The organism is Streptomyces sp. MS19, assembly GCF_047200595.1.
Lineage (GTDB): Bacteria > Actinomycetota > Actinomycetes > Streptomycetales > Streptomycetaceae > Streptomyces.
Genome location: NZ_JBJZOH010000034.1, coordinates 27862 through 54824, shown reverse-complemented (window position 1 = coordinate 54824; position 26963 = coordinate 27862). Strand labels below are relative to the sequence as shown.

Below are 26963 nucleotides of genomic sequence, written 5' to 3'. Positions count from 1 at the left end.
TGCGGGACCGTTCGCACGTGGACGCGGACCGGATCGAGCGGGAGGCGCGCGGCCGCCTCGGCGACGCGCGGTACGCCGAGGCGGCTCGTGAGGGCGCGGAGGCCGGGTGGTCTCACCTGGCCGGGGTCACGCTCGCTTCCTGAACGTCGAGACGGCCCACAGGTAGCCGAGGACGGCGAGCCCCGCGCACCAGGCGACGGCCGCGATCGCGTCGCCGCCCGACGGGTCGCCCGTGAGCAGGCCGCGGAGCGTCTCGATGATCGGGGTGAAGGGCTGGTACTCGGCGAACTGCCGCACGCCGGTGCCCATCGTGTCGGCGGGGACGAACGCGCTGCTCAGGAAGGGCAGCATGATCAGCGGCACGGTGGCCATGCCCGCCGACTCGACGGTCTTCGCGGCCAGGCCGATGGCGACCGTGAGCCAGCTGGCGCCGAAGGCGAGCAGGAACACGAGTCCGGCGGCGGCGAGCCAGTCGGTGAACCCGGCGTCCGGGCGGAAGCCCATCGCGAGGCCGACGCCGGCGATCACCGCGTCCGCGGCGAGGCAGCGGACCGTCGTGGCGACGACATGGCCGGTGAGGACGGCGCCGCGGGAGACGTCCATGGTCCGGAAGCGGTTGATGATGCCCTTCGACATGTCGTCGCTGACGGAGGTCGCGGTGGCGCCGAGGCCGTAGCTGATCGCCATCACCATCAGCCCCGGCACCGCGTAGTCCACGTAGTCGCCTTCGACGGCGAAGGCGCCGCCGAACACGTAGACGAACATCAGCATCATCACGACGGGGAAGAGGATGGCGTTGAAGACCGTCACGGGATTGCGGACCGTGTGGCGGAAGTTGCGGCGCAGCATGATCGCCGAGTCGCCGAACGCCGTGCGCAGGGTGCTCATTCGGCCACCGCCTCGGTGCTCGGGCGGCCGGTGAGGGCGAGGAAGACGTCGTCGAGGTCGGGGGTGTGCACGGAGAACTCCTGGGCGTTGAGCTGGTGTTCGTCCAGCCGGTCGAGCAGGGCGCGCAGCGAGCGGGACTCGCCGTCGCTGGGCACGCGGAGGGTGAGGTCCTGCTCGTCGCGGGTGGCGCCGTCGAGGACGCGGGCGGCGAGGTCGAGGTGGGCGGGTTCGGCGAAGCGGAGCCGGACGTGGGTGCCGGGGACCTGGCGCTTCAGCTCGTCGGCGGTGCCCTGGGCGACGAGGCGGCCCTGGTCGAGCACCGCGATGCGGTCGGCGAGCTGGTCGGCCTCGTCCAGGTACTGCGTGGTGAGGAAGATGGTGGTGCCCTCGGCGAGCAGTTCGCGGACGATGCCCCACATCGTGCGGCGGCTGCGCGGGTCGAGGCCGGTCGTCGGCTCGTCGAGGAAGATGATGCTCGGGGCGCCGACCAGTGTCATCGCCAGGTCGAGCTTCCTGCGCATGCCGCCGGAGTAGGTGGCGGCCATCTTGTCGGCGGAGTCGGCGAGTTCGAAGCGCTCCAGCAGGCCGGAGACGAGCTTGTCGCCGGACGGCACGCGCTTGAGGTCCGCCATCATCCGCAGGTTCTCGCGGCCGGTGAGCAGGTCGTCCACGGCGGCGAACTGGCCGGTGACGCCGATGGCGGCGCGGACCTGCCGGGTCTGCGTCAGCACGTCGTGCCCGGCGACGTGCGCCGTCCCCGCGTCGGCCCTCAGCAGCGTCGTGAGGATGTTGACGGTGGTCGTCTTGCCCGCGCCGTTGGGGCCGAGCAGGGAGAAGACCGTTCCCGCGGGGACGTCGAAGTCGACGCCGTCGAGCACGGCCTTGTCCCCGTATGCCTTCCGCAGTCCCGAGACCGCGATCGCCGAACTGTTCATGCCCGTTACGGTCGCGGGCCGCGCTGACACCCCCCTGACACGGCCCTGACACCGGTCAGGCGTTGGCACGCAGGTGCGCCCGCGCCCACGTCTCGAAGGCGGTGACGGGGATGCCGAGGTCCGTCGCGAACCGCGGGCGGGCCGGCTGGCCGGCGGCATCCAGCCATGCGAGGGCGGCCCCCATCGGCGGCATCCCGGCGGCGACGGCCTCCTCCTCCGTCATGTCGGGGGCGGACAGGGGTGTGCCGAGGACGCGGGAGAGCACCGCGGCGATCTCCGTCATCGTCAAGTAGTCGCTCGCCAGCTCCAGTTCGACGCCGTGGAACCGGTCCGGGTCGGCGACGGCCGCCGCGGCCGCCGCGCCGATGTCGTCCACCGCCACCAGCGACAGCCGCGTCCCCGGACGCAGCGTGCCCACCAGGCCGCCCTCGATGCCGCGCGGGAACAGGTAGCCCATGGAGGGGAGGAAGTTGTCCATGAAGAACGCGGGCTTCAGGAGCGTCCAGTGCGCGAAGCCCGCCTCGCGCACGCTGTCCTGGATCGCGCTCTTGGCGCTCAGCGAGGGCTCAAGCGCGGCCCAGCGGCCCTCGGCCCAGCCGGGCGTGCCGGTGTGCGAGCCGATCCCGGACGCGGAGGTGTGCACGAACTGCGGCACCCCGGCGGCCTTCGCGGCCCGCACGAGCCCGACGCCCTGGGCCACCTCGCCCGCGAAGTCGAAGCCGTCCGCCGTCGCGGCGGGCATCTGCACGGAGAAGACCGCGCGGGCGCCCTCGGCGGCGCGGGCCACGGAGTCGCGGTCGCGCAGGTCGCCGGTGACCAGTTCGATGCGGAACGCCGCCAGCGCAGCGGCGCGCTCCGTACCGGGATCGCGCACCAGGGCGCGTACGGGGGCGCCCGCCGCCCGGAGCGCGCGGGCGGTGGCGCCGCCCTGCCTGCCGGTGGCGCCGGTGACGAGGACGGGTGCGGGGTTCGGGGACATGGGCGCTCCTCGGCTGCTCGGTCGCTCCGCCACAAAACGGCGGGGCCCGCCGTTTCCGTCCGCGCTACGATACGGCGGGGCCCGCCGTTTAGCCAACCCCCGGAGGTCGCACCCGTGCCCGAGCAGCAGCGCGTCGACGCCCGGCGCAACCACGCGCTGATCCTCGCCGTGGCCGAGCAGGAGGTCGCCGCCCGCGGCGCCGACGCGTCTTTGGAGCAGATCGCCCGCACGGCGGGCGTCGGCTCGGCCACCGTCCGCCGCCACTTCCCCACCCGACGCGCACTGCTCGAAGCCGTCGCGCGGGAACGGATCGACACCCTCTCCGCCCGCGCCCACGACCTGGCCGACGGGGACGACAGCCGCGAAGCGCTCCTCACCTGGCTCGGCGAGGTCGTCTCGTACTGCGTCACCATCCGCGGACTGGCCGCCGCGCTGTCCTACGGCCCCGCCCCCGACGCGGCCTCGGGCAACGCCTGCTCGACGGCGCTGGAGGAAGCGGCGGAACCGCTGCTGCGCCGCGCCGCAGGGGACGGCGCGGCGGCGCCGGGCGTCACCGTCGCCGACCTCATCACCCTGATCGTCGGCATCACCCTGGCCACCGAGCACCACCCGGAGCCCGCCGCCCGCGCGCACCGGCTGTTCCGGCTGGCCGCGACGGGGCTGCTCCCGCGCGGCTGAACGCGTGGCAGCAACCTGTCACCGGCTCGCGGGCCCACGGGGCGGCGGCGAGCATGGAGGGCATGACGACCAAGACCTTCCCCCTCGGCGGCGACCTCACCGTCAACCGGCTCGGCTTCGGGGCGATGCGCCTGCCGTTCAGGACGCTCGCCGGGCCCCCGCGCGCGCCCGAGGAGGGCGCCGCCGTGCTCAGGCGCGCCGTCGAACTGGGCGTGGACCACATCGACACGGCGGGCTTCTACAACCGGGGCGACGTACGCGCCAACGAGCTGATCCGCGCGGCGCTGGCCCCGTACCCCGACGGCCTCGTGATCGCCACGAAGGTCGGACCGTTGCCGGGACCGGACGGGATGCCCAGCGGGCAGGCGTCCCCCGGGCAGCTGCGCGGCCTGGTCGAGGCGGACCTGCGCGCGCTGGGCCTCGACCGGCTCGACCTGGTCTACCTGCGGGTGGGCGGGATGTCGGGCCCCGGCGGCGAGTCGGTCGCCGAGCGGTTCGCCGCCCTGGCCGAGCTGCGCGAGGAGGGCCTGATCCGCCACCTGGGCGTCAGCAACGTGGACGCGGCCCAGTTCGCCGAGGCCCGCGCGGTCGCGCCGGTCGCGGCGGTGCAGAACCAGTTCGCGGACGACACGGGCCTGCTCGCCGAGTGCGAGGCGGCGGGCATCGCGTACGTCCCGTTCTTCCCGCTCGGCGGCGGCGGCACCCCGCTCGACACGGCCAGGCTCGACAGGGTCGCCGTGCGCCTGGGCGCGACCCCGCAGCAGGTCGCCCTCGCCGCGCTGCTGGCCCGCTCCCCCGTGACCCTCGCCATCCCCGGCACCGGCGACCTGCGCCACCTGGAGGAGAACGCCGCGGCGGGCGACCTCGAACTCAGCGACGCCGACCTGGCCGACCTGGAGGGCTGACCCGCCAGGTCAGGAGCGCCCGGCGATGGTCTCGTGGTGGCGGATGACCTCGGCGATGATGAAGTTCAGCAGCTTCTCCGCGAACGCCGGGTCGAGCTTCGCGTCCTCCGCCAGGCCCCGCAGCCGGGCGATCTGGCGGGCCTCGCGCGCGGGGTCGGCGGCCGGGAGGTCGTGCTCCGCCTTGAGGCGGCCGACCCGCTGGGTGCACTTGAACCGCTCGGCGAGCATGTGGACGACGGCCGCGTCGATGTTGTCGATGCTGTCGCGCAGCGAGGTCAGCTCCGTGCGGACGGACTCGTCGAGGTCGGTGCTGCTGTTCATAGGGGCCACCCTATGACGGGCCCGTCAGCGGATCGCGCCCGCCGTCAGACCGCCCGCGAGACGCCGCCGCGCGAGGCCGGAGAAGACGGGCACCGGCAGCGTGATCAGCGCCCCGGTCCGTCCCGTACTGCCCGAAGAACGCGCGCAGTCCCACCGCCGCCGTCCACCGCGCGTCGTCCAGCGGGTAGGCGCCCGGTCGACCGGTCCATGTCCAACGCGGCGGCTCTATGGGGACTCCAGGGTCGGGATCAGGTCCGTGCGGCTGAAAATACTTCTCAGGGAATCCGGGTCGTGGTCGAGGAGGTCCTGCACGTCCTGTGGGCTCATCTTGATGTGATCGGCTTCCGGCATGTCGGTGAGTTCGAGTCCCGGTCGGCACAGGCGGTAGCTGCCACCCAGCTGGTAGTACGCGAAGGGGAGACCGATGGCCTGCATACGCAGCATGAGGTCTCGTTCTTGAAGGGTGGGCGCGGAGACCCTCACCCCCCTCCGGGTCAGTTCCGGGATGACCTCTTCGTACGACGCTCGTGACAGAGGATTGCCCGTGACATCGACTCGCCGCAGGTGGGGGCAAGCAAGAAGAGGCGAAAGATCCTGGAGGAAATTCCGCGCGATCTCCAGGTCTCGGATCGACGGGCAGTCACCCACCCCTTTCACAGTGCGAAGTGCACTGTCGGATATCACGAGGCGGGTCAGCCGGTCCAGGGGTGCCAGGAGTGGCAGCTCAGGCGAGCCGCTTCCCACCAGAAGGAGGATCTGCAGGCCGGAACATTCCGAGACACCCTCGTACGTCCGCGCATGACGCACCTTCAAGTACGTGATGCCTCGCACCTCGGCGGCCTCGAACGGCGGCGAGGACGAGAGTTCTTTGCCAACCGCGTGAAGAATGCGCGCATCCCACGTCATGACGCTCCTTTTCGACCACTACGACTACTCGTTCCACACCCGGTAATGATGTGTGGACCTCTTCGAGTATTCGCTCCCACCCGTCGGCCGATGCTACAGCGGCCGGCCCGTTGTTCCGTTCGCGGGCGGGAAGTCACCGTTTGACGCAACGGTCGGGAAGACGGCGGTGCCGGGCAGCGCCGTGGCCCGGCGGGCGTGCGCGCGTCAGCGGCCGGAGGCCGGGAACGCGGCGGCGCCCGCCCCCTCGGTCGGGGAGGGGCGGGCGCCGGTGTGTCCGCACGGCTCTGTACGGCACGTTCTTCTCTTTTTCCAGGAGGGCGTGGCTCCGGTCAGGCCGCCAGCGAGCGGTCGGTGGGCCGCACCGGGTAGGGCAGCGTGGACTCGCCGGTCAGGTACCGGTCCACACCGCGGGCCGCCGCGCGGCCCTCGGCGATGGCCCAGACGATCAGCGACTGGCCGCGCCCGGCGTCACCGGCGACGAAGACGCCGTCCACGTTGGTGGCGTACGAGGCGTCGCGCGCGACGTTGCCCCGCGCGTCCAGGTCGAGGCCGAACTGCTGGACCAGCCCGTTCTCCTGGTCGGTGCCGGTGAAGCCCATCGCCAGGGTGACGAGCTGCGCCGGGATCCGCCGCTCGGTGCCGGGCAGCGGCGTGAGCTTCCCGTCCACGAACTCGACCTCGACCAGGTGGAGGAACTGCACGTTCCCCTCCTCGTCGCCCTCGAAGTGCGTGGTGGACACGGAGTAGACGCGCTCGCCGCCCTCCTCGTGCGCGGAGGTGACCTTGTACGTCATGGGGAACGTCGGCCACGGCTGGTGCGCGGGACGGTCGTCGCCCGGCCGCGGCATGATCTCCAGCTGGGTGACGGACGCGGCGCCCTGCCGGTGGGCGGTGCCGACGCAGTCCGCACCGGTGTCGCCGCCGCCGATGACCACGACGTGCTTGCCCTCGGCCGAGATCGGCGAGGTGACGAGGTCGCCCTCCTGCACCTTGTTGGACAGCGGCAGGTACTCCATCGCCTGGTGCACGCCGTTCAGCTCGCGCCCCGGCACCGGCAGGTCGCGGGCCGTGGTGGCGCCGGCCGCGATGACGACCGCGTCGAACCGCTTGCGCAGCGACGCCGCGTCCAGGTCGCGCCCGATCTCCACGCCCGTGCGGAACTTGGTGCCCTCCGCCCGCATCTGCTCGACGCGCCGGTTGAGGTGCCGCTTCTCCATCTTGAACGCCGGGATGCCATAGCGCAGCAGGCCGCCCACGCGGTCCGCGCGCTCGAACACGGCGACGGTGTGGCCCGCCCGCGTCAGCTGCTGCGCGGCGGCGAGCCCGGCCGGGCCCGAGCCGATGACGGCGACGGTCTTGCCCGACAGGCGCTGCGGCGGCTGCGGGGTGACGGCCCCGGCCTCCCACGCCTTGTCGATGATGGTGACCTCGACGTTCTTGATGGTCACCGGCGCCTGGTTGATGCCCAGCACGCAGGCGGACTCGCACGGCGCCGGGCACAGCCGCCCGGTGAACTCCGGGAAGTTGTTCGTCGCGTGCAGCCGCTCGCTGGCCGCGCCCCAGTCGCCGCGGTAGGCGTAGTCGTTCCACTCGGGGATGAGGTTCCCGAGCGGACAGCCGGTGTGGCAGAACGGGATGCCGCAGTCCATGCACCGCCCGGCCTGCTTGCTGATGACGGGCAGCAGCGAGCCGGGGACGTAGACCTCGTTCCAGTCGCGGACGCGCTCCTCGACGGGGCGGGACGTCGCGACCTCGCGGCCGGTGGTGAGGAAGCCCTTCGGGTCAGCCATGGGACGCCGCCTCCATCATCTTCTCGTGGGTCTCGGACTCGGAGAGTCCCGCCCGCTCGGCGGCGTCCTTGGCGGCGAGCACGGCCTTGTAGGTGGTGGGCATGATCCGGGTGAACCGGGCCGCCGAGGCGTCCCAGTCGGCCAGGAGTCCGGCGGCGACGGTGGAGCCGGTCTCGTCCGCGTGGCGGCGCACCACCTCGTGCAGCCAGCCACGGTCTGTGTCGTCGAGTTCCTCGACGGCGACCATGCCGGTGTTGACGCGCGCCGGGTCGAGGTCGATCACATACGCGACGCCGCCCGACATGCCGGCCGCGAAGTTCCGGCCGGTCGCACCGAGCACGACGGCCCGGCCCCCGGTCATGTACTCGCAGCCGTGGTCCCCCACGCCCTCGGCGACGACGAGGGCGCCGGAGTTGCGGACGCAGAACCGCTCGCCGACCCGGCCGCGCAGGAAGATCTCCCCGCCGGTCGCGCCGTACGCGATGGTGTTGCCCGCGATGGTGGAGTACTCCGGCAGGTGGTCGGCCGCCCGGTCGGGGCGGACGACGAGCCGGCCGCCGGAGAGGCCCTTGCCGACGTAGTCGTTGGTGTCGCCCTCAAGGCGCAGCGTCACGCCGCGCGGCAGGAAGGCACCGAACGACTGGCCGGCCGAACCGGTGAAGGTGATGTCGATCGTGTCGTCCGGCAGTCCGGCGCCGCCGAACTTCTTCGTCACCTCGTGCCCGAGCATCGTGCCGACGGTGCGGTTGATGTTGCGGACCGCGACCTGGGCGCGCACCGGGTGCGCCTCCTCGGCGGTCGCGGCGGACAGGGCGTCGGCCGCGAGGCGGATCAGCTCGTTGTCCAGCGCCTTCGCCAGGCCGTGGTCCTGGTCGGCGACGCGGTGCCGCGCGGTGCCCTCGGGCAGCTCCGGCACGTACAGCAGCGGGGCCAGGTCGAGGTCCTGCGCCTTCCAGTGGTCCACGGCGCGGGAGACGTCGAGCAGCTCGGCGCGGCCGACGGCCTCCTCCAGCGTGCGGAAGCCCAGCTCGGCGAGCAGCTCGCGGACCTCCTCGGCGATGAACTCGAAGAAGTTGACGACGAACTCCGGCTTGCCCGTGAACCGCTCGCGCAGCACCGGGTTCTGCGTCGCGATGCCGACCGGGCAGGTGTCCAGGTGGCACACGCGCATCAGGATGCAGCCGGAGACGACCAGCGGCGCCGTCGCGAAGCCGAACTCCTCGGCGCCGAGCAGCGCGGCGATCAGGACGTCACGGCCGGTCTTCAGCTGGCCGTCCGTCTGGACCACGATGCGGTCGCGCAGCCCGTTGAGCAGCAGCGTCTGCTGGGTCTCGGCGAGGCCCAGCTCCCAGGGGCCGCCCGCGTGCTTGAGCGAGGTGAGCGGCGAGGCGCCGGTGCCGCCGTCGTGCCCGGAGATCAGCACCACGTCGGCGTGCGCCTTGGAGACGCCCGCGGCGACGGTGCCGACGCCGACCTCGGAGACCAGCTTCACGTGGACGCGGGCCGCCGGGTTGGCGTTCTTCAGGTCGTGGATCAGCTGCGCCAGGTCCTCGATGGAGTAGATGTCGTGGTGCGGCGGCGGCGAGATCAGGCCGACGCCCGGCGTGGAGTGCCGGGTCTTCGCCACCCACGGGTACACCTTGTGTCCCGGCAGCTGGCCGCCCTCGCCTGGCTTGGCGCCCTGGGCCATCTTGATCTGGATGTCATCGGCGTTGACGAGGTACTCGCTGGTGACGCCGAAGCGGCCGGAGGCGACCTGCTTGATCGCGCTGCGCCGCACCGGGTCCACCAGGCGGTCGGAGTCCTCGCCGCCCTCGCCGGTGTTCGACTTGGCGCCGAGCCGGTTCATGGCGACGGCCAGCGTCTCGTGCGCCTCCTGGGAGATGGAGCCGTAGCTCATCGCGCCGGTGGAGAAGCGCTTGACGATCTCGCTGACGGGCTCGACCTCGTCCAGCGGCACGGGCTGCCGCTCGCCGTCCCGCAGCCGGAACAGGCCGCGCAGCGTCATCAGCCGCTCGGACTGCTCGTTCACCCGGGAGGTGTACTGGCGGAAGATGTCGTAGCGGCGCTCGCGCGTCGAGTGCTGGAGGCGGAAGACGGTCTCCGGGTCGAACAGGTGCGGCTCGCCCTCGCGCCGCCACTGGTACTCGCCGCCGATCTCCAGGCGCCGGTGCGCGGGGGCGACGCCGGACGCCGGGTACGCCTTGGCGTGGCGGGCGGCGACCTCGCGCGCGATGACGTCGAGCCCGGCGCCGCCGATCTTGGTCGTGGTGCCGTGGAAATAGGTGTCCACGAACCGCTCGTCCAGGCCGACCGCCTCGAAGACCTGCGCGCCCCGGTAGGAGGCGACGGTGGAGATGCCCATCTTGGACATCACCTTCAGGACGCCCTTGCCGAGAGCCTTGATGAGGTTGCGGATGGCGTCGTTCGCGTCGATGCCCGGCAGGTACGTGCCCCGGGCGACCAGGTCCTCGACCGACTCCATGGCGAGGTACGGGTTGACGGCCGCCGCGCCGTAGCCGACGAGCAGCGCGACGTGGTGCACCTCGCGCACGTCGCCCGCCTCCACGAGCAGGCCCACCTGGGTGCGCTGCTTCGTCCTGATGAGGTGGTGGTGCACGGCAGAGGTGAGCAGCAGCGACGGGATGGGCGCGTGCTCGGCGTCGGAGTGCCGGTCGGAGAGCACGATGATGCGGGCGCCCTCGGCGAGGGCGGCGTCCACCTCGGCCTCGATGGCGGTCAGCCGCTCGGCGAGCGCGGCGCCACCCCCGCCGACGCGGTAGAGGCCGGAGACGGTGGCCGCGCCGAAGCCGGGCAGGTCGCCGTCCGCGTTGATGTGGATCAGCTTGGCCAGCTCGTCGTTGTCGATCACCGGGAACGTGAGGGTGACCGTGCGACAGGACGCCGGGGTGGCCTCCAGCAGGTTGCCCTGCGGGCCGAGCGACGAGTGCAGGGAGGTGACCAGCTCCTCGCGGATGGCGTCCAGCGGCGGGTTCGTGACCTGTGCGAACAGCTGCGTGAAGTAGTCGAAGATCAGCCGGGGCCGTTCCGAGAGCGCCGCGATGGGGCTGTCGGTGCCCATCGAGCCGATCGGCTCGGCGCCGGTCATCGCCATCGGCGTGAGGAGGATGCGCAGCTCCTCCTCGGTGTAGCCGAAGGTCTGCTGGCGGCGGGTGACGGACGCGTGGGTGTGGACGACGTGCTCGCGCTCGGGCAGGCCGGCCAGCTCGATGACGCCCGCCTCCAGCCACTCGGCGTACGGGTGCTCGGCGGCGAGCCGCTCCTTGATCTCGTCGTCCTCGATGATGCGGTGCTCGGCCGTGTCCACCAGGAACATGCGGCCGGGCTGGAGGCGGCCCTTGCGGACGACGCGCGCCGGGTCGATGTCGAGGACGCCGACCTCGGAGGACAGCACGACGAAGCCGTCGTCGGTGACCCAGTAGCGCCCCGGGCGCAGCCCGTTGCGGTCGAGGACCGCGCCGACCTGCACGCCGTCGGTGAACGTGACGCAGGCGGGGCCGTCCCAGGGCTCCATGATCGTGGAGTGGTAGCGGTAGAACGCGCGGCGTGCCGGGTCCATGGACTCGTGGTTCTCCCACGCCTCCGGGACCATCATCAGCACGGCGTGCGGCAGCGAGCGGCCGCCGAGGTGCAGCAGTTCGAGGACCTCGTCGAAGCTGGCCGAGTCGGACGCCTCGGGGGTGCAGACGGGGAAGACCTTCTCCAGCTGCTCCTGGCCGCCGAAGAGGTCGCTGGCCAGCTGCGACTCGCGGGCGCGCATCCAGTTGCGGTTGCCGCGGACGGTGTTGATCTCGCCGTTGTGGGCGACGAAGCGGTAGGGGTGCGCCAGCGGCCAGCTGGGGAACGTGTTGGTCGAGAAGCGGGAGTGCACGAGCGCGATGGCGCTGGTCAGCCGCCGGTCCGACAGGTCGGGGAAGAACGGCTCCAGCTGCCCCGTGGTGAGCATGCCCTTGTAGACGAGGGTGCGCGCGGAGAAGGACGGGAAGTAGACCCCGGCCTCGCGTTCGGCGCGCTTGCGCAGCACGAAGACGAGGCGGTCCAGCGCCAGGCCCGTGCGCCCGCCCTCGCTGTCGGCGACGAAGAGCTGGCGGAACGCGGGCATCGTCTCCCGGGCGGCGGCGCCCAGCAGCTGCGGGGCGACCGGGACCTCGCGCCAGCCGAGGACGGTGAGCTTCTGCTCGGCGGCGATGGCGTCCACCCGCGCGGCGGCCTCGTCGGCCGCGGCCTGGTCGGCGGGGAGGAACGCGGTGCCGACCGCGTACGCGCCCGCGTCGGGCAGCGTGAACGGCACGGCCTCGCGGAGGAAGGCGTCCGGGATCTGGAGGAGGATGCCGGCGCCGTCGCCGGTGTCCGGGTCGGAACCGGTGGCACCGCGGTGTTCGAGGTTCCGCAGCACGGTCAGCGCCTGGTCGACCAGCTCGTGGCTGGCCTCGCCGGTGAGCGTGGCGACGAAGCCGACGCCGCACGCGTCATGCTCGTCGCGCGGGTCGTACAGGCCCTGTCGTGCCGGGTGGGACGCGGAACGCATCGGCTCTCCCGTCGTCGTCTTTGGCTGGTGCTTGCTTCCGAGGGACGACGTTGGCCCTGGCGTTCGTTAAATTTTCGTGCAGGTTACACGATGGTCCGGTTCTCGGGAAGCGGATACAGAGGTCCACGATACGGACTTTGCACCGGGAAACCGTGCCGGGAATGGCGGATATGGCCGCCCGGGACGGGCGCCGAGGGTGGGGGGCCGCCGCTCGCAGGCCACCGGACCTATGCCCGGTGTCAAGGAGCTGAAACCCGCCAGAAACAAACTCACCCGGGCGGCATGTCCGGTGGCATAGCGCGTACGGCGGTGTGCGGTATTCCCGATCATGGGAAGTTCGGCGGGAAAGTCCGGAAGGCGGCGTCCGGCACGGAAGATCCGCCCGTCCGGCCGGGTCCGTTCGGGCGCTGTGCCCCGAATGCGCTGGGGCGCGTCTTCCGGGTCTTGTCGGGTCAGGCCGCGTTGTCGGATGCGGTGCATCGCAAGGCGGAGCATCGCAGCTCGTACTCGTTTCGTACTCGCGCGATGCGACAACGCAGCGAGGTTCCGTAGCCGACAGAGCGTGCCAGGGAAGACCCGCGAAGACGCGCCCTAGCCGAGCGCGGTGCCGAAGAGGGCGCCGAGGCCGTAGGTGATCCCGGCCGCCGCGGCGCCGAGCGCGAGCTGCCGCAGCCCGCTGAACCACCACGGCCGCGCCGTCAGCCGGGCTACGACGGCGCCGCACAGGAACAGGCCGAGCAGCGCCAGGGTGACCGCGGGCCACAGGGACGAGGCGCCGAGCAGGTAGGGCAGCACCGGCAGCACGGCGCCGACCGCGAACGCCCCGAAGGACGAGACGGCCGCGACGGCCGGCGACGGCAGGTCGTCGGGCGCCACGCCCAGTTCCTCGCGGGCGTGTATCTCCAGCGCCTGCTCGGGGTCGGCGGACAGCTGCTCCGCCACCTTGCGCGCGAGCCCCGGCTCGACGCCGCGCCGTATGTAGACGTCGGTCAGCTCGTCCAGCTCGTCGGCCGGGTGGCGGCGCAGCTCGACGCGTTCGACCTCGATCTCGGCCTGCACCAGCTCGCGCTGGGAGGCGACCGAGGTGTACTCGCCCGCCGCCATCGAGAACGCCCCGGCGGCCAGGCCCGCCATCCCGGCGACGACCACGGTGTGGGCGGAGGCGGAGCTGCCGGCGACGCCGGTGATCAGGCCGAGGTTGGAGACCAGGCCGTCCATGGCGCCGAAGACGGAAGGCCGGAGCCAGCCACCGTTGACGTCACGGTGGCTGTGGTGGGCTTCGGCGTTCTCGCTCATGGTGCGGGGGGGGGAGGGCGAAGGGGTCAGGCGGGCTTCGCCGGGGAGGGGTCCGCGTCGTCGCCGGTGTCCCGGTCGGTGTCCGCCGTGCCCTTGGCCGTGGACCCTGCGCCGACCTCGGCGGTGACGGGCTCGGCCTCGTCGGCGGCGGTGTCGGCGGTGGCCTCGGAGGCGTCGGCCGTGTCAACGGTGTCGGCGGTCTCGGCGGGCCCGTCCTCCGTGCCCGGCTCGACGGCCTCCTCGCGTCCCGGCCGCCGCTTGGCGGAGAGGACGAAGTACGCGACGGCGGCGGCGAAGACGAGGATCGACGTCCAGCCGTTCAGCCGCAGGCCGAGGAAGTGGTGCGCCTCGTCGATCCGCAGGTACTCGATCCAGAAGCGGCCCACGGTGTACGCGGCGACGTACAGCGCGAACGCCCGCCCGTGCCCCAGCTTGAAGCGGCGGTCCGCCCACAGCACCAGCAGGCCCACGCCGAGGCACCACAGCGACTCGTACAGGAACGTGGGGTGGAACGTCCCGGCGTCCAGGCCGTTGTCGATCTCGACGGCCCACGGCACGTCGGTGGGGCGGCCGTACAGCTCCTGGTTGAACCAGTTGCCCCAGCGGCCGATGGCCTGGGCGAACGCGATGCCGGGCGCCAGCGCGTCGGCCATCGGCGGCAGCGCGATGCCGCGCCTGCGGCAGGCCACCCAGGTGCCCAGCGCGCCACCGGCGATGGCGCCCCAGATCCCGATGCCGCCGTCCCAGATCTTGAACGAGTCCACCCAGTCGCGGCCCTCGCCGAAGTACAGCTGGTTGTCCGTGATCACGTGGTAGAGGCGCGCGCCGATCAGACCGGAGGGCACCGCCCAGACGGCGATGTCGGCGACCGTGCCCGGCCTGCCCCCCCGCTCGACCCAGCGCTTGCCGCCGAGCCAGATGGCGAGGAAGACGCCGATGATGATGCACAGCGCGTACCCGCGCAGCGGAAGCGGTCCGAGGTGGATCTCGCTCTCGCCGGGGCTGGGAATCGAGGCCAGGATCTCCATGGTGCCCCCGACGCTACCGTGCCCGGCGCCCGCAGGGTAATCCACGGGCCCGGACGGGACGGACTCTCACGATCGGCGCGCGGTACGTCACGGAGCGCGACATCCGGCCGACGGGCGGACACGGCCCGGCCGCACCGGTGGATCAGCCGGGTCCGGCCGGCAACGCGCCGAGGACGGCCGCGAGGCTCCGCGGGTCGCGGCGGGCGATGTTGTGGCCGACGGGGATCTCGTGGACCCGCCAGTCCGCGTCGTCGCGCAGCCGTTCGGTCAGCGTCACGAACGGGCTGCCCGGCCACGCACCCCCGCTGATGAACGTCCGGCCGAGCGCGCGGCCGGGGTCGCCGCCCAGGCGGATCGACTGGACGAAGCTCGGCAGGGGGTGCGGCCGCGCGCGAGGGTCGAGCCCCTCTGGGACCGCGACCCACCGGCCGTCGGCGCGGGAACCGGCGATGAACAGCTCCCGGAACTCGTCACTGGTCAGGGACCAGCACGAGTCCCCGTCGTCCGGGACATAGGCGTCGATGAAGACGAGCTGGCCGAGGCGGTCGCCGAGCCGGTCCGCGACACCGGCGATCACCATCCCGGCGTAGCTGTGCCCGCACAGCGCGACGGGCGTTTCGTCGCCGCGGTCGACGATCTCGGCCACCTGGTCGACATGGGTGTCGAGGTTCGGCGGACGGTCCCGGTCGGCCGGCCCGTCCGGTTCCAGACCCACGAGGGTCACCGCCTCGACGTGATGGCCGTCCCGTCGCAGCTCGGCAGCCACCGCGTCGAACACCCACCCGCCCTGCCAGCCGCCCGGCACCATCACGAATCTCATCAGGTCATGGTACGCAACCGCAAATCCGGCGCGTCCGGCCGGTGGGCGCACGCCTCACCCGTGACCCGGGGTGGTCACGGGTGCCGGGTGGGCCGCGGGTGCCGCCGGGTCAGGAGGCGGCGGCCAGGTCCTCGACGCGGGAGCGCAGGGAGTCGGGGGTCAGCGGTTCGGAGGAGCCGTAGATGTCCTCGCCGTTGAGCAGGACGGTGGGCGTCGCGTTGAAGTCGCCGCTGGTGAACGCCGCGTTGGACCGGCCGACCCAGGAGTCGTGCTCCCCGTCCTGGACGCAGGTGCGGAACGCCGCGGTGTCCAGGCCGTCCACCTCGGACGCGAGGTCGAGCAGGCGCGTCTTGTCGCCGAACGCGTCGTCCGTCTCGGCGGGCTGGTTGGCGAACAGGGTGTCGTGGTACTCGGGGAAGCGGTCCGCGTCACGGGCGCAGGCGGCGGCGTTCGCGGCGTACTTGGAGCCGTTGCCGCCGACGTTGCCGTCGATGATGGACACCAGGTGGTACTCGACGCGCAGCGAGCCGTCCTCCGTCAGGTCGTGGACGGTGTCGCGGAACGTCTCCTCGAACTGGCCGCAGGCGGGGCAGCGGAAGTCCTCGTAGACGGTGAGCGTCGCGGGGGCGTCCGCCCGGCCCACCACGACCGGTTCGGCGCTCGCGCCGCTCGCCGAGTCGCCGCCGCGCCCGGCCGCCACCACGCCGAGCCCCGCCGCCGCCGCGAGGGCGACGACGGCGATCCCGCCCACCTTGACCGTGCGGACGCGCCGCTCGGAGTGCTTCTCGCGCTCCCGCTGCTCCCTGAGCCGTTCGCGGGCGCTGCGCTTGCCTTGTCGGTTCTTCTCGCTCACGCCTGGGCCAACGAACCCGGCACGCCCAGGACACGCCCGGAGCGCGGCCGAATGCCCGGCGGGCCGGCGCGCGTCAGCGCTCGGTGCGGTCGGCCGTCTCCTGCTCCCAGGGGACGCTGAGCCACGGGCTCTCCTGGTGCGTGGACAGGATGCGGTGGGCCTCGCGCATCTCCGTGTACCAGTCGCCGAAGCCCTCGCTGTCGAAGTGCAGGCAGCGGCCCAGGACATAGCCCATCGCGAACTCGGACCACGAGCGGTACGCCTGCCGCGCGACCGCGCCGGTGCGCAGGACGGCCGCCTCGGTCTCGGCGACGCTGCTGTACCGCGCGCCGAGCCCCCAGCGGGCCATGCAGGACGCGCGCCCGAGGTCCCAGGACACGACGGACCGCACGCACGCCCCCTGGTCGAGGAGCCCGTCCGCGCGGAACCGCGCCTCGTACCGCAGGACGCGGCCGATGACGTCCTGGACGAGCGCGATGTCGGCGTCCAGGTCGAAGCCGGGCGGCTTGCCGGTCCTGTCCACGACGTCGGCGGTGCGCGACAGGACGACGCGCTCGGTGGTCTCCCGCCACTGCCCCGGGCCGGGGACGGCGCCGTACTCCAGGATCATCGCCTGCCGCACGCGCAGCACGAACTCCCAGGCGGGCGAGATGACTTCGCAGCGCAGCAGGCGCTGCTGCATCCGCTGCCAGCCGGGGCGGCCGCCGACGCCCCACCAGCGCCGCAGGAGCGCGCGTTCCTCCGAGTAGCCGCCGCTCTGCCAGCCGAGCTGGTTCCAGGGGGCGCCGTTGTTCACCATCAGCAGCGCGCCGCAGGCCATGCCGTGCGCGAGCGGTCCGGAACGGGGCCCGTTCCACAGGGTCTTGAGCTGGTCCTCGGCGACCGGATGCCTGGCCGCCTTGCGCCAGCGGCGCGTGTCGGCGGGCAGATACGTCTCCGCCGGGGTGCCGGGGTTGAGGGCGAGCCAGCGGATGGAGCGGGGCAGGGCGCGCGCGAGGTGCTGGAGCTCGACGCGTTCGAAGACGCGGTCGGCGACGGGGCGCGGCAGCGCGCCGCGGGTCCAGACGGGGAGGCTCAGTCCTTTGAACCGCTCGTCGTGGAAAGGGGTGTAGGGGAACGGGCGCCCCGAACCGGCCGTGGCGTCCGCGAGTTCACGCGACGTGGGGAGGAAGAGGTCCGTGCCGGCCAGGACGGCGAGGAAGGTGTCCCAGTCCGCCGAGTTCGCCGCGTCGTACAGCCGTTGCTCCACCGCCGAAGGCGGCTGCCACGGTATGCCCTCCGCTGACCCGTCGGTGCCCATGGCTCCCGACTGTACCGGAACGCGGCACGGTGGCCGCGTCCCGGTGTCGCCGTGTGGTCACGGGGTGCGGTCAGCGCCCGGCGCGCACGCCCCGGGCCAGTTCGGCGGCCAGGGCGCGGACCCCGGCCGTGGCCGCCGCGGTGTCGGCGCCGCCCTCGTCGAGCCTCTTGACGAACGCCGTGCCGACGATGACGCCGTCCGCGTACGCCGCGACCTCCGCGGCCTGCTCCGCCGTCGAGACACCAAGGCCGACGCAGACCGGCAGGTCGGTGACGGCCCTGGTGCGGCGTACGAGGTCGGCCGCGCCCCCGCCCACCGACTCGCGCGTGCCGGTGACGCCCATGATCGACGCCGCGTAGACGAAGCCGCCGCCCGCCGCCGTGACGGTGGCGAGGCGCTCGTCGCGGCTGCTGGGGGCGACGACGAAGACGGTGGCGAGGCCGTGCGCCTCGGCCGCCTTCCGCCACTCGGCGGACTCCTCGACGGGCAGGTCCGGAAGGATGCAGCCGGCGCCGCCCGCGGCGGCGAGCCCGGCCGCGAAGCGCTCGGGGCCGTAGCGGTCCACCGGGTTCCAGTACGTCATGCACAGGACCGGGACGCCGGTGGCGGCGTGGACCTCGCCGACGGTGCGGATGACGTCGGCGATCCGCACGCCGTTCCGCAGCGCGACGACGTCGGCGTTCTGGATGACCGGGCCGTCGAGGACCGGGTCGCTGTAGGGCAGGCCGATCTCGATGACGTCGCAGCCGCCCTCGGCCATGGCGACGGCCGTCTCGATGCCGCGTCCGACGGTGGGGTAGCCGGCCGGGAAGTAGCCGATCAGCGCGGCCCTGTTCTCGGCGCGCGCCGCCGCCAGGACGTCGCTCAGGTGCTTGCCGTTGCCGCTCATCGGTCCGTGCCCTCCTCGTAGAGCCCGAAGTAGCGGGCGGCCGTGTCCATGTCCTTGTCGCCGCGCCCGGAGAGGCTGACGACGAGCAGGCCCTCGGGTCCCAGCTCGCGGCCCAGGGCCAGCGCCCCGGCGAGGGCGTGCGCGGACTCGATGGCGGGGATGATGCCCTCGGTGCGGGAGAGCAGGCGCAGTGCCTGCATGGCCTCGTCGTCGGTGACGGCGACGTACTCGGCGCGTGCGCTGTCCTTCAGATGGGCGTGCTCGGGGCCGATGCCCGGGTAGTCGAGGCCGGCGGAGATCGAGTACGGCTCGGTGATCTGGCCCTCGTCGTCCTGGAGGACGTAGCTGCGGGAGCCGTGCAGGATGCCGGGTTCGCCCAGGGTCAGGGTGGCGGCGTGCTCGTCGGTCTCCACGCCGTGTCCCCCCGCCTCGCAGCCGATCAGCCGGACGCCCTCGTCGGGCAGGAAGGGGTGGAAGATGCCCATCGCGTTCGACCCGCCGCCGACGCAGGCCACGACCGCGTCGGGCAGCCGCCCGGCGCGCTCCAGGACCTGGCGGCGCGCCTCGACGCCGATGACGCGCTGGAAGTCGCGCACCATGGCGGGGAACGGGTGGGGCCCGGCGACGGTGCCGAACAGGTAGTGGGTGTCGTCCACGGTGGCGACCCAGGCGCGGAACGCCTCGTTCACCGCGTCCTTGAGGGTGCGGCTGCCGGACGTGACGGCGACGACCTCCGCGCCGAGCATCCGCATCCGCGCGACGTTGAGCGCCTGGCGCTGCGTATCGACCTCGCCCATGTAGATGGTGCAGTCGAGGCCGAGGAGGGCGCAGGCGGTGGCGGTGGCGACGCCGTGCTGTCCGGCGCCGGTCTCGGCGATGACGCGGCGCTTGCCCATGCGGCGGGTGAGGAGCGCCTGGCCGAGGACGTTGTTGATCTTGTGCGAGCCGGTGTGGTTCAGGTCCTCGCGCTTGAGGAAGATCCGCGCGCCGCCCGCCTGCTCCGCGAAGCGCGGCACCTCGGTGAGCGGGCTGGGGCGGCCGACGTAGTGGACGAAGAGGTCGTCCAGCTCGGCGGCGAAGGACGGGTCCTGGAGCGCCTTCTCGTACGCGGCGGTGACTTCGTCCACGACGGAGCGCAGGGCCTCGGGGACGAACGTCCCGCCGAAGGCGCCGAAGTAGCCGCCGGTGGTGAAGGCCGACCCGTCGGTGGCGGGATGGAAGAACTGTGCGGGATGTGGCTGTGCGGACATGGGTGGTCGTCGCCTCCCGGGCGATCGGTGACAGGGGCGTGGCTCGCCGGACGGCCGCCGCGCCGCGCGGTCACGGGACCCGGGGTCCCGCCGCCGCGGCGTGCGGCCGTGCCGTGGTCAGCGCCATCGCCGCCCGTTGACCTGGCCGGGCTCGCAGCCGATGTGGTAGCGCACCCGGCGGCCGAGGACCCGCCGGGCGGGGGCCCGGCAGCCGCGCGGCCTGGCACCGCGCGCCAGGCAGGCGAAGGCGCCGTCCCCGGGGCGGGGGCGGGCCGTCGCTGCCTGGTCCGTGCGGCTCCTGGGGGTCATGGGAGGGGTCAGCGCCCCTGCCGCAGCGCGGGGTGGGCCCCGGCCGCCACCAGGTCGGCGACGGCGGCGCGCGGGTCGCGGCCGGTGACCAGGGACTCGCCGACGAGGACGGCGTCCGCGCCGTCGTTGGCGTAGGCGATGAGGTCGTGCGGGCCGCGCACGCCGGACTCGGCGACCTTGACGATGTGGCCGGGGATCTCCGGCGCGACGCGGGCGAAGGTGGAGCGGTCCACCTCCAGGGTCTTGAGGTTCCTGGCGTTCACGCCGATGACGCGGGCGCCCGCGTCCACCGCGCGGTCGGCCTCGTCCTCGTCGTGGACCTCGACCAGCGGCGTCAGGCCGATGGACTCGGCGCGCTCGATCAGGGAGACCAGGGCCTCCTGGTCCAGCGCGGCCACGATCAGCAGGGCGAGGTCGGCGCCGTGGGCGCGGGCCTCCCACAGCTGGTAGGCGGTGACGATGAAGTCCTTGCGCAGCAGCGGGGTGTCCACCCGGGCGCGGACGGCCGCCAGGTCGTCCAGGGAACCGCCGAAGCGGCGGCCCTCGGTGAGGACGGAGATGGCGGCGGCGCCGCCCGCCGCGTAGTCGGCGGCGAGCGCGGCGGGGTCGGCGATGGCGGCCAGGGCCCCCTTGGACGGGCTGGAGCGCTTGACCTCGCAGATGACGGTGACGCTGTCGCCCTTCAGGGCGGCGACGCCGTCACGCGCGGGCGGAGCGGCGGCGGCCTTGGCCTTCAGCTCGTCGAGGCTGACACGCGTCTGCCGCTCGGCGAGGTCTGCGCGGACTCCGTCGATGATCTCGTCGAGCACACTCACGCGACGGGCCCCTTCCGGTCGGGCTGGGGAAAAGCATCAGACACATCGATGGTATCCGGCCGCAAGGGGAGGTCTCGCACCGCCCGCTCCCCGCCCCCTCCGCGGGGCGGTCGGGGCGCCGTGCCTGGTCAGGGGCTCAGGGCGGCGCCGGGGGGCAGGTTGCGCAGGACGGTGAAGAGCGTGGCGATCAGGCCGAACGCCCAGGCGGACGGCCCGGGGCGGGCCCACCGGGGCGCGGTGCCCCGTACGGCGTGGGTGAGGAACGCGGCGAGGAGCGCCGTTCCGCCGAGGACCACGAGGGCGTTGGCGTGGAGCGCGGCGAGGGGCGCGCCGTGCGTCAGGGCGTGGACGCTGCGGAGTCCGCCGCAGCCGGGGCAGTGCAGGCCGGTCAGCGCGAGGACGGGGCAGGGCGGGTAGTGGCCCGGCTCGTGCGGGTCGACCAGGGCGACCCAGCCGCAGGCGGCGGCGGTGAGGGCGAGGATCGCGAGCGCGGCGCCCGCCCTGCGGGCCGGCGGGGCGGTGGGGTGCGGGGGACGGTCCACTCCCCCAGCCTCGGGCCGCACCGGGCGCGGCGCACGGCGGAGGCGGTCGTACGGGTAGGAGGACGTTCCCTGCGGGACCGGGACGCCTGCGGAGGCGGCGGCCGACTTCGCGTGGCACCGGGTCACCGCCTCGGGCCGAGGCGGAGAAGGCCGACAGCGATACGGCGAGCCGTGGTGACCGATCCCGCCCGGGGCGGACGAGGCGCCGTCCGGGCAGGCGCGAAGCCGGGCGACCGCTGGCACGCTGCCCAAGCGGTCCGGACGCTCGCGCCGCGGTAACGGCGGCGCCGGAGACGACGACAGGCAGCGTGCGCCACCCGGTCCGACGCGGGTGCGCGGCGGGCGGGACGCCTGTGACCGTACGGCGGTTGCCCGCTGTCGGGGTGGTTTCTCCTCGGGGTGCGGTGTGGTGATCCATATCACCGCGAGCGGTCGCCGGAGGGAGGTGACCGATGTCACCCGGTCGCGGACGTGGGCCGTCCGGCGGCCGGGTGGGGGGCGGCGGTGGTCAGCTGCCGACGGTGGCCTGCTCGGACTTGCTCCCGGCGGCGCTGTCGAGGGGGGTGCCGGTGTGCGCGAGCTCGGCCTCGGCGCGGGCGGCGACGACACGGTGCCGCTCGTCCGGGATCTGCTGCTGGCCGTAGCCCATGGCCCGCATGACCGCGCCGGCGACGCAGGCCAGGGCGAGGACGACGAGGCCCGCGAGGACACCCACCGGCTCGGCCATCACCGTGTAGGCGCTGCCGATGCCGAATCCGACGAAAGCGATCAGGACAGCGGTCCAGGCGGCAGGGCTGTTGCCGTGGTGGTACTTGTCCGCCATGTGTGTGATTCCTCCTGGCTCGGTCGGCGTGGGTGTTCGCTCACCCACCCGACAACCATTGTTGCAGTCGGCCCCGACACCCCGGACGGGGTGGGGTGTCAGGTGGGGTCCTCACCGCGGTCGAGGGCGCGCCAGATGTTCTCCGGCCGGTCCGGGTCCACGGGACGTGCCCGTCGCGCGGGGCCTGCGGGACCGCGCTCGCGGCGGCCCGCCCGTTCGTACCGGCCCGACATCGCCGGCCACTGCCGACCGTAACTCAGCGCCAGCAGCCCCGCGAAGAGCAGCAGCAGCCCGCCGAGCGCGGAGACCCAGGGCCAGCCGGTGTGGTCGACGCCGGTGACGGCGGCGTGGGTGAGGCCCATCACATCGGCGGCAGAGCGTTCCAGGGCGGCCGAGTCGCCGGCGCCGAGCAGCGCGGTGCCGATGGCGCCGGCGCCGCTGAGGGCGAGGAGCGCGGCGACGACGGCGCGGCCCGCGTTGCGTACGGCGAAGACCGCGACGAGCGCGGCGAGACCGACGAGGGCGAGCGCGCTGGGCAGTCCCGAGACGGCGCTGCCGCTGGCGGTGACCGGCAGTTCGGCCCCGCTGCTCGACGCGGTCCCCTCGCCCCAGGTCTGCCCGGCGGCGATGAGGACGACCGCGGCGCCCACGGCGCCGCTCAGCAGCGCGGCTGCGAGGGCGCGGCGGGGGGTGGGGGAACTGTCGCCGCCTGTGGGGTCACGCTTCACCCCTCCACGCTACCGCGCAGCTTTCCGGCGGCGGCCACCGCCCTGAGGACGGCCGCCGCCTTGTTCCTGCACTCCTGGTCCTCGGTCGCGGGGTCGGAGTCGGCGACGACGCCCGCGCCCGCCTGGACGTACGCCGTGCCGTCGCGCAGGAGGGCCGTGCGGATGGCGATGGCGGTGTCGGCGTCGCCCGCGAAGTCGAGGTAGCCGACGCAGCCGCCGTACACGCCGCGCCTGGTGGGCTCCAGTTCCTCGATGATCCGCAGGGCGCGCGGCTTGGGGGCGCCGGAGAGCGTCCCGGCGGGGAAGCAGGCGGTGAGGGCGTCGAACGCGGTCCTGCCGTCGGCGAGCTGCCCGGTGACGGTCGAGACGATGTGCATCACGTGGCTGTAGCGCTCGACCGACATGAAGTCGACGACCTCGACGGTGCCGGGGGCGCAGACGCGGCCGAGGTCGTTGCGGCCCAGGTCCACGAGCATGAGGTGCTCGGCGCGCTCCTTGGGGTCGGCGAGCAGTTCCTCGCCGAGGCGGGCGTCCTCCCGCGGCGTGGTGCCGCGCGGCCTCGTGCCCGCGATGGGGTGGAGGAGGGCGCGCCCTTCCTCGACCTTGACGAGCGCCTCGGGGCTCGATCCGACGATGTCGAAGCCGCTCGCGCCGTCCTCGCCCGCGAAGCGGAAGAGGTACATGTACGGGCTCGGGTTGGTGGCGCGCAGCACCCGGTAGACGTCCAGGGCGCCGGCGGCGCAGGGCGTCTCGAAGCGCTGGGAGGGGACGACCTGGAACGCGTCGCCCGCCCTGATGTGCTCCTTCACCGTCTCGACGGCGTCCTGGTAGGCGGCGCTGCCGAACCGCTCGGTACAGGGCGGCAGTTCCGACGCGGGCAGGACGGCGTAGCCGGAGCCGGTGGCGGGGCGGGCGAGGTCGGCCGTCATCGTGTCGAGGCGGGCGACGGCGCCGGCCCACGCCTCGTCCACGCCGGTGTCGAGATCGTTGTGGTTGATCGCGTTGGCGATCAGCAGGACCGTGCCGTCGCGGTGGTCGAGGACCGCGAGGTCGGAGGCGAGGAGCATCGTCAGCTCGGGGAGGCGCAGGTCGTCGCCCGCCAGGTCGCCGATGGACTCCAGGCGGCGGACGACGTCGTACCCGAGGTAGCCGACCATGCCGCCGGTGAACGGGGGGAGGTCGGGGTCACGCGGGGTGTGCAGGACGCGCAGCGTCTCGCGCAGGACGTCGAGCGGGTCGCCCTCGGTGGGGACCGACACGGGGGGTGTGCCGAGCCAGTGGGCACGGCCGTCGCGGACGGTGAGGGCGGCGGAGCTGCGGACGCCCACGAAGGAGTACCGGGACCAGGTGGCGCCGTTCTCCGCCGATTCGAGGAGGAACGTGCCGGGACGCTCGGCGGCGAGCTTGCGGTACAGCGCGATGGGGGTGTCGCCGTCGGCGAGGAGGCGCCGGGTCACGGGGATGACCCGGCGCTCCTTGGCGAGCACCCGGAAGCGGTCGAGGTCCATGGCCGGTCAGCCTACTGGCCGGGCGGACGGGACGTCCCCGCTGCCCGTGAGGGGCAGGGCGCCCGCGTCGAAGCAGGTGCGGTCGCCGGTGTGGCAGGCGCCGCCGACCTGGTCAACCTTGACGAGCACGGTGTCGCCGTCGCAGTCGAGGGCGACGGACTTGACGTGCTGGACGTGGCCCGAGGTGTCGCCCTTGACCCAGTACTCGCGGCGGCTGCGGCTCCAGTAGGTGCAGCGGCCTGTGGTGAGGGTGCGGCGCAGTGCCTCGTCGTCCATCCAGCCGAGCATGAGCACCTCTCCGGTGTCGTACTGCTGGGCGATGGCGGCGACGAGGCCGTCGGGGGTCCGCTTCAGGCGGGCGGCGACGGCCGGGTCGAGGGCGGGGGTGCTGGAGGGCATACGTCCATTCTGCCGCGCCCCGGTGTCACCACCTGTACCAGCGTCCGCGGGGGCCGCCGGTCCCGCCGGGGCGGACGAAGAAGCCGATCAGCCAGATGATGAGGACGAGGGCGGCGACCCACCACAGGATGTCGGCGAGGAAGCCGAAGCCGAAGAGGATCAGGACGATCAGGGCGACGACGAGCAGGGGGACCATGGGCGGGCGGACCTCCGCGGCGGTGGGTACCGGAGAAGTCCGGTAACAGGGGGAACGGGCTGGAACGGGCGGCGTACGCACGGACTGTATGCGGTGGGTGGCGGGCGGCGGGTGCAGCGACGCGCCAGGCTGTGCGGCGTGCCAGGGCGCGTTCGGCCGCAGGGCGGGGGGTGCGGACTATGGTGGGCGTATGTCGACCCATGCGAAGCGTGAACGGCTGGTGCTGGCCGAGCTTTTGGAGGAGGCGGGCCCGGACGCCCCGACCCTGTGCGAGGGATGGACGACCCGGGACCTGGCGGCGCACCTGGTGGTGCGTGAGCGGCGCCCGGACGCGGCGGGCGGGCTGGTGATCAAGCCGCTGGCGGCGCGGGGGGAGCGGGTGCGCGACGAGTTCGCGGCCAGGCCGTACCCGGAGCTGGTCCAGTTGTTCAGGAGCGGGCCGCCGAAGGCGTCGCCGTTCTCGCTGAAGCAGATCGACGAGGCGGCGAACACCGTCGAGTTCTATGTGCACGGCGAGGACGTGCGGCGCGCGGGCGGCGGGCGGCCGCCGCGTGATCTCGACCCGGTCTTCTCGGACGCGCTGTGGCGGCGGCTGGAGACCGCGGGCCGGATCATGGCGCGCAAGAGTCCGGTGGGGCTGGTGCTGCGGCGGCCGAACGGGCAGACCGTCGTGGCGCACAAGGGCGCGCCGGTGGTGACGGTCACCGGGGAGCCGGGGGAACTGCTGCTGTTCGCGTCGGGCCGCCAGGACGCGGCGCGGGTGACGACGGAGGGCGACCCGGACGCGGTGGCGCGGGCGAGGGGCGCGAAGCTCGGCCTCGGCTGACGCTCCGGCGGCGCGTGCGGAGCGAGGCGCGCGGCCCCCGGCGGCGGACGCCCCGGGGGCCGCGCGTCATCGGCGTTTCTTCGTCCGTGTGGCGTCCGCGCGTGCCGGGAGGGGCGGCCGGGGCGGGTCAGCTGGCGTGCTGGCTCTTGCTGATCCGGTTGATCCTGCTGAGGGTGTTGGCCTGGCGGACGGCCTCGCGCAGTTTCTCGGCCAGGCTCGGCGGCTCACGGTCCTCGTCCGCGATGGGGCGGGGGGATGCGGTGCCGGTCACGTCTGCTGCCTTCCGGTTGTCAGAGCCTCCGGAACCCTAACGAGGGAGTTGCCCGGATCACAACGGTTCGCGGGGCACGGAACGGTGAAAGCGTGAAGATCGTGACCTGGGCACATGCGTTCGCGTTCCGTTGTCGGACCCCCGTGCCAGACTGCGATCACCGGCGCCGCCCGGCGGACTGCCGGGGGCGGGTGGTGACGCGTGAGGGGCGACGACGTGGGGGTGACGGCGATGGGTGCGGGCACGGTGCTGCCGGGGAACCTGGCCGAGGCGGTCGCGGCCGAACTGGCGGGCGAGCGGATACGGTTCCTCTTCTTCTGGAAGCCGGAGCCGGTGACGCCTGGTGTGGTGGGTCCCGAGTGCCTTGGCCAGTGGTGGGAGGGCGAGTTCACCGAGGGCGGGCATGTGTTCCGGACAGCGGAGCACTACATGATGGCGCACAAGGCGTGGCTGTTCGGGGACACGGAGATCGCGGACAGGATACGGGCGGCGGGGCATCCGCGGGAGGTGAAGCGGCTGGGCCGCCAGGTGCGGGGATTCTCCGAGGAAGTCTGGCGCGAGCACCGCACCGGCATCGTGACACGCGGGAACCTCGCGAAGTTCGGCGGCTCGCCCGAGCTGCGCGACTACCTGGTGGGCACGCGGGACCGCGTGCTGGTCGAGGCGAGTCCACTGGACCGCATCTGGGGCATCGGGCTGGGCGCGCGGAACGAGGACGCCATGCACCCGTCGCGCTGGCGGGGCCAGAACCTCCTCGGCTTCGCCCTGATGGCGGTCCGGGACACGCTCATGTCGGGCGGGCACGCCGCCGCGCCCCCGGCGTGACGTGCCCGCGCCGGGGCGGACGGTGAGGTGTGTCGGGCCGACCGCCCGGCGTGGCGGGGCGACGGCCTCGCCGGTCCGGGCCGCGGGCGAGAGGAGCCGGACGTGCGACACGCCCGCGGCCCGACGAGATCGGCGGCGCGCGCCGACGCCGCGTCAGCCGGTGAGCCGACACCGGGATGTGGCCTCGCTCACACCGCGCCCTGCCTGTGGTTGAACCATTGTCCAACTAACGTGAAACGGAAGGAAGATGAACGGCAACCCGGCGAGACCGAGGTGGTCGGGGCCATACCGGGACGGAGGCGCCACAACCACCGGACCGGCTCATGAGTCAGAG

The 26963-nt window shown here is 73.4% G+C and carries 27 protein-coding genes; 4 read left to right on the top strand and 23 right to left on the bottom strand.

Annotated elements, in window-relative coordinates; genetic code table 11:
• Nucleotides 1-126: 126 nt before the first annotated feature.
• The 3 genes from ACL02R_RS24380 to ACL02R_RS24370 are packed head-to-tail and all read right to left on the bottom strand — an operon-like array spanning nucleotide 127 to nucleotide 2802.
• Nucleotides 127-888, bottom strand: a complete 762-nt coding sequence (locus ACL02R_RS24380; RefSeq protein ID WP_412799111.1) for an ABC transporter permease — start codon at nucleotides 886-888, stop codon at nucleotides 127-129.
• Nucleotides 885-1823, bottom strand: a complete 939-nt coding sequence (locus ACL02R_RS24375) for an ATP-binding cassette domain-containing protein (protein ID WP_412799110.1) — start codon at nucleotides 1821-1823, stop codon at nucleotides 885-887. Before ACL02R_RS24375 ends, ACL02R_RS24380 begins: the two co-directional genes overlap by 4 nt.
• A 55-nt stretch (nucleotides 1824-1878) precedes the next feature.
• Nucleotides 1879-2802, bottom strand: coding sequence for an NmrA family NAD(P)-binding protein (locus tag ACL02R_RS24370; RefSeq protein ID WP_412799109.1), 924 nt, complete (start codon nucleotides 2800-2802; stop codon nucleotides 1879-1881).
• A 114-nt stretch (nucleotides 2803-2916) separates the two neighbouring features.
• Here ACL02R_RS24370 and ACL02R_RS24365 point away from each other — a divergent pair, with 114 nt between their 5' ends.
• Nucleotides 2917-3480: a TetR/AcrR family transcriptional regulator gene (locus ACL02R_RS24365; protein WP_412799108.1), complete on the top strand. Its 564-nt coding sequence runs from the start codon at nucleotides 2917-2919 to the stop codon at nucleotides 3478-3480.
• A gap of 62 nt (nucleotides 3481-3542) precedes the next feature.
• Nucleotides 3543-4385 carry an oxidoreductase gene (locus ACL02R_RS24360; protein WP_412799107.1) on the top strand — a complete coding sequence of 281 codons (843 nt, stop codon included), beginning with the start codon at nucleotides 3543-3545 and terminating at the stop codon, nucleotides 4383-4385.
• A 9-nt stretch (nucleotides 4386-4394) separates the two neighbouring features.
• On the opposite strand, the gene ACL02R_RS24355 is transcribed toward ACL02R_RS24360, so the two are convergent.
• From ACL02R_RS24355 to ACL02R_RS24265, 19 genes are all read right to left on the bottom strand, one after another.
• The gene (locus ACL02R_RS24355; protein ID WP_412799106.1) at nucleotides 4395-4706 is read right to left on the bottom strand and encodes a chorismate mutase; all 312 of its coding nucleotides are present in this window, start codon (nucleotides 4704-4706) and stop codon (nucleotides 4395-4397) included.
• A gap of 225 nt (nucleotides 4707-4931) precedes the next feature.
• Nucleotides 4932-5612, bottom strand: coding sequence for a hypothetical protein (locus ACL02R_RS24350; RefSeq protein ID WP_412799105.1), 681 nt, complete (start codon nucleotides 5610-5612; stop codon nucleotides 4932-4934).
• A 329-nt stretch (nucleotides 5613-5941) separates the two neighbouring features.
• Nucleotides 5942-7402: a glutamate synthase subunit beta gene (locus ACL02R_RS24345; RefSeq protein ID WP_362963121.1), complete on the bottom strand. Its 1461-nt coding sequence runs from the start codon at nucleotides 7400-7402 to the stop codon at nucleotides 5942-5944.
• A complete protein-coding gene (gene gltB / locus ACL02R_RS24340; RefSeq protein ID WP_412799104.1) occupies nucleotides 7395-11951 on the bottom strand; it encodes a glutamate synthase large subunit in 4557 nt (1518 codons plus the stop codon). The genes ACL02R_RS24345 and gltB overlap by 8 nt, the downstream gene beginning before the upstream one ends.
• Before the next feature lie 591 nt (nucleotides 11952-12542).
• Nucleotides 12543-13247 (bottom strand): VIT1/CCC1 transporter family protein, encoded by a 705-nt coding sequence (locus ACL02R_RS24335; protein WP_412799103.1) that lies wholly within the window; start codon nucleotides 13245-13247, stop codon nucleotides 12543-12545.
• Nucleotides 13248-13273: 26 nt separating this feature from the next.
• The gene (lgt, locus tag ACL02R_RS24330; RefSeq protein WP_412799102.1) at nucleotides 13274-14275 is read right to left on the bottom strand and encodes a prolipoprotein diacylglyceryl transferase; all 1002 of its coding nucleotides are present in this window, start codon (nucleotides 14273-14275) and stop codon (nucleotides 13274-13276) included.
• 142 nt (nucleotides 14276-14417) lie between these two features.
• A complete protein-coding gene (locus ACL02R_RS24325; RefSeq protein WP_412799101.1) occupies nucleotides 14418-15095 on the bottom strand; it encodes an alpha/beta fold hydrolase in 678 nt (225 codons plus the stop codon).
• A gap of 109 nt (nucleotides 15096-15204) precedes the next feature.
• On the bottom strand, nucleotides 15205-15948 hold the full coding sequence (locus ACL02R_RS24320) for a DsbA family protein (RefSeq protein WP_412799100.1): 744 nt from the start codon (nucleotides 15946-15948) through the stop codon (nucleotides 15205-15207).
• 73 nt (nucleotides 15949-16021) lie between these two features.
• Nucleotides 16022-17248: a DUF1266 domain-containing protein gene (locus ACL02R_RS24315; RefSeq protein WP_412799099.1), complete on the bottom strand. Its 1227-nt coding sequence runs from the start codon at nucleotides 17246-17248 to the stop codon at nucleotides 16022-16024.
• 70 nt (nucleotides 17249-17318) lie between these two features.
• Nucleotides 17319-18137, bottom strand: coding sequence for a tryptophan synthase subunit alpha (gene trpA, locus ACL02R_RS24310; RefSeq protein WP_412799098.1), 819 nt, complete (start codon nucleotides 18135-18137; stop codon nucleotides 17319-17321).
• Complete coding sequence (gene trpB / locus ACL02R_RS24305) at nucleotides 18134-19387, bottom strand: tryptophan synthase subunit beta (protein ID WP_412799097.1); 1254 nt, start codon at nucleotides 19385-19387, stop codon at nucleotides 18134-18136. Before trpB ends, trpA begins: the two co-directional genes overlap by 4 nt.
• Nucleotides 19388-19504: 117 nt before the next feature.
• Entirely contained in the window at nucleotides 19505-19696 is a 192-nt protein-coding gene (gene trpM / locus ACL02R_RS24300) for a tryptophan biosynthesis modulator TrpM (RefSeq protein ID WP_362963138.1), read from the bottom strand.
• Nucleotides 19697-19704: 8 nt separating this feature from the next.
• On the bottom strand, nucleotides 19705-20511 hold the full coding sequence (trpC, locus tag ACL02R_RS24295) for an indole-3-glycerol phosphate synthase TrpC (RefSeq protein WP_412799096.1): 807 nt from the start codon (nucleotides 20509-20511) through the stop codon (nucleotides 19705-19707).
• A gap of 128 nt (nucleotides 20512-20639) precedes the next feature.
• Entirely contained in the window at nucleotides 20640-21053 is a 414-nt protein-coding gene (locus ACL02R_RS24290) for a DUF2752 domain-containing protein (RefSeq protein ID WP_412799095.1), read from the bottom strand.
• A 508-nt stretch (nucleotides 21054-21561) separates the two neighbouring features.
• On the bottom strand, nucleotides 21562-21876 hold the full coding sequence (locus ACL02R_RS24285) for an HGxxPAAW family protein (protein WP_412799094.1): 315 nt from the start codon (nucleotides 21874-21876) through the stop codon (nucleotides 21562-21564).
• Between the two features lie 98 nt (nucleotides 21877-21974).
• On the bottom strand, nucleotides 21975-22604 hold the full coding sequence (locus tag ACL02R_RS24280) for a TIGR02234 family membrane protein (protein WP_412799093.1): 630 nt from the start codon (nucleotides 22602-22604) through the stop codon (nucleotides 21975-21977).
• The gene (locus tag ACL02R_RS24275; protein WP_412799092.1) at nucleotides 22601-24112 is read right to left on the bottom strand and encodes an anthranilate synthase component I; all 1512 of its coding nucleotides are present in this window, start codon (nucleotides 24110-24112) and stop codon (nucleotides 22601-22603) included. Before ACL02R_RS24275 ends, ACL02R_RS24280 begins: the two co-directional genes overlap by 4 nt.
• Nucleotides 24113-24118: 6 nt before the next feature.
• On the bottom strand, nucleotides 24119-24511 hold the full coding sequence (gene hisI / locus ACL02R_RS24270; RefSeq protein ID WP_412799091.1) for a phosphoribosyl-AMP cyclohydrolase: 393 nt from the start codon (nucleotides 24509-24511) through the stop codon (nucleotides 24119-24121).
• Nucleotides 24512-24536: 25 nt separating this feature from the next.
• A complete protein-coding gene (locus ACL02R_RS24265) occupies nucleotides 24537-24707 on the bottom strand; it encodes a hydrophobic protein (RefSeq protein ID WP_412799090.1) in 171 nt (56 codons plus the stop codon).
• Nucleotides 24708-24897: 190 nt separating this feature from the next.
• On the opposite strand from ACL02R_RS24265, the gene ACL02R_RS24260 reads away from it, so the two are divergent.
• Nucleotides 24898-25533, top strand: coding sequence for a TIGR03085 family metal-binding protein (locus ACL02R_RS24260; protein WP_362963153.1), 636 nt, complete (start codon nucleotides 24898-24900; stop codon nucleotides 25531-25533).
• A gap of 127 nt (nucleotides 25534-25660) precedes the next feature.
• Here ACL02R_RS24260 and ACL02R_RS24255 read toward each other — a convergent pair whose 3' ends face one another.
• A complete protein-coding gene (locus tag ACL02R_RS24255; protein WP_412799089.1) occupies nucleotides 25661-25804 on the bottom strand; it encodes a hypothetical protein in 144 nt (47 codons plus the stop codon).
• Between the two features lie 201 nt (nucleotides 25805-26005).
• Between ACL02R_RS24255 and ACL02R_RS24250 the strand changes: the two genes are divergently transcribed.
• Nucleotides 26006-26629, top strand: coding sequence for an NADAR family protein (locus ACL02R_RS24250; protein WP_412799088.1), 624 nt, complete (start codon nucleotides 26006-26008; stop codon nucleotides 26627-26629).
• Nucleotides 26630-26963 lie beyond the last annotated feature (334 nt).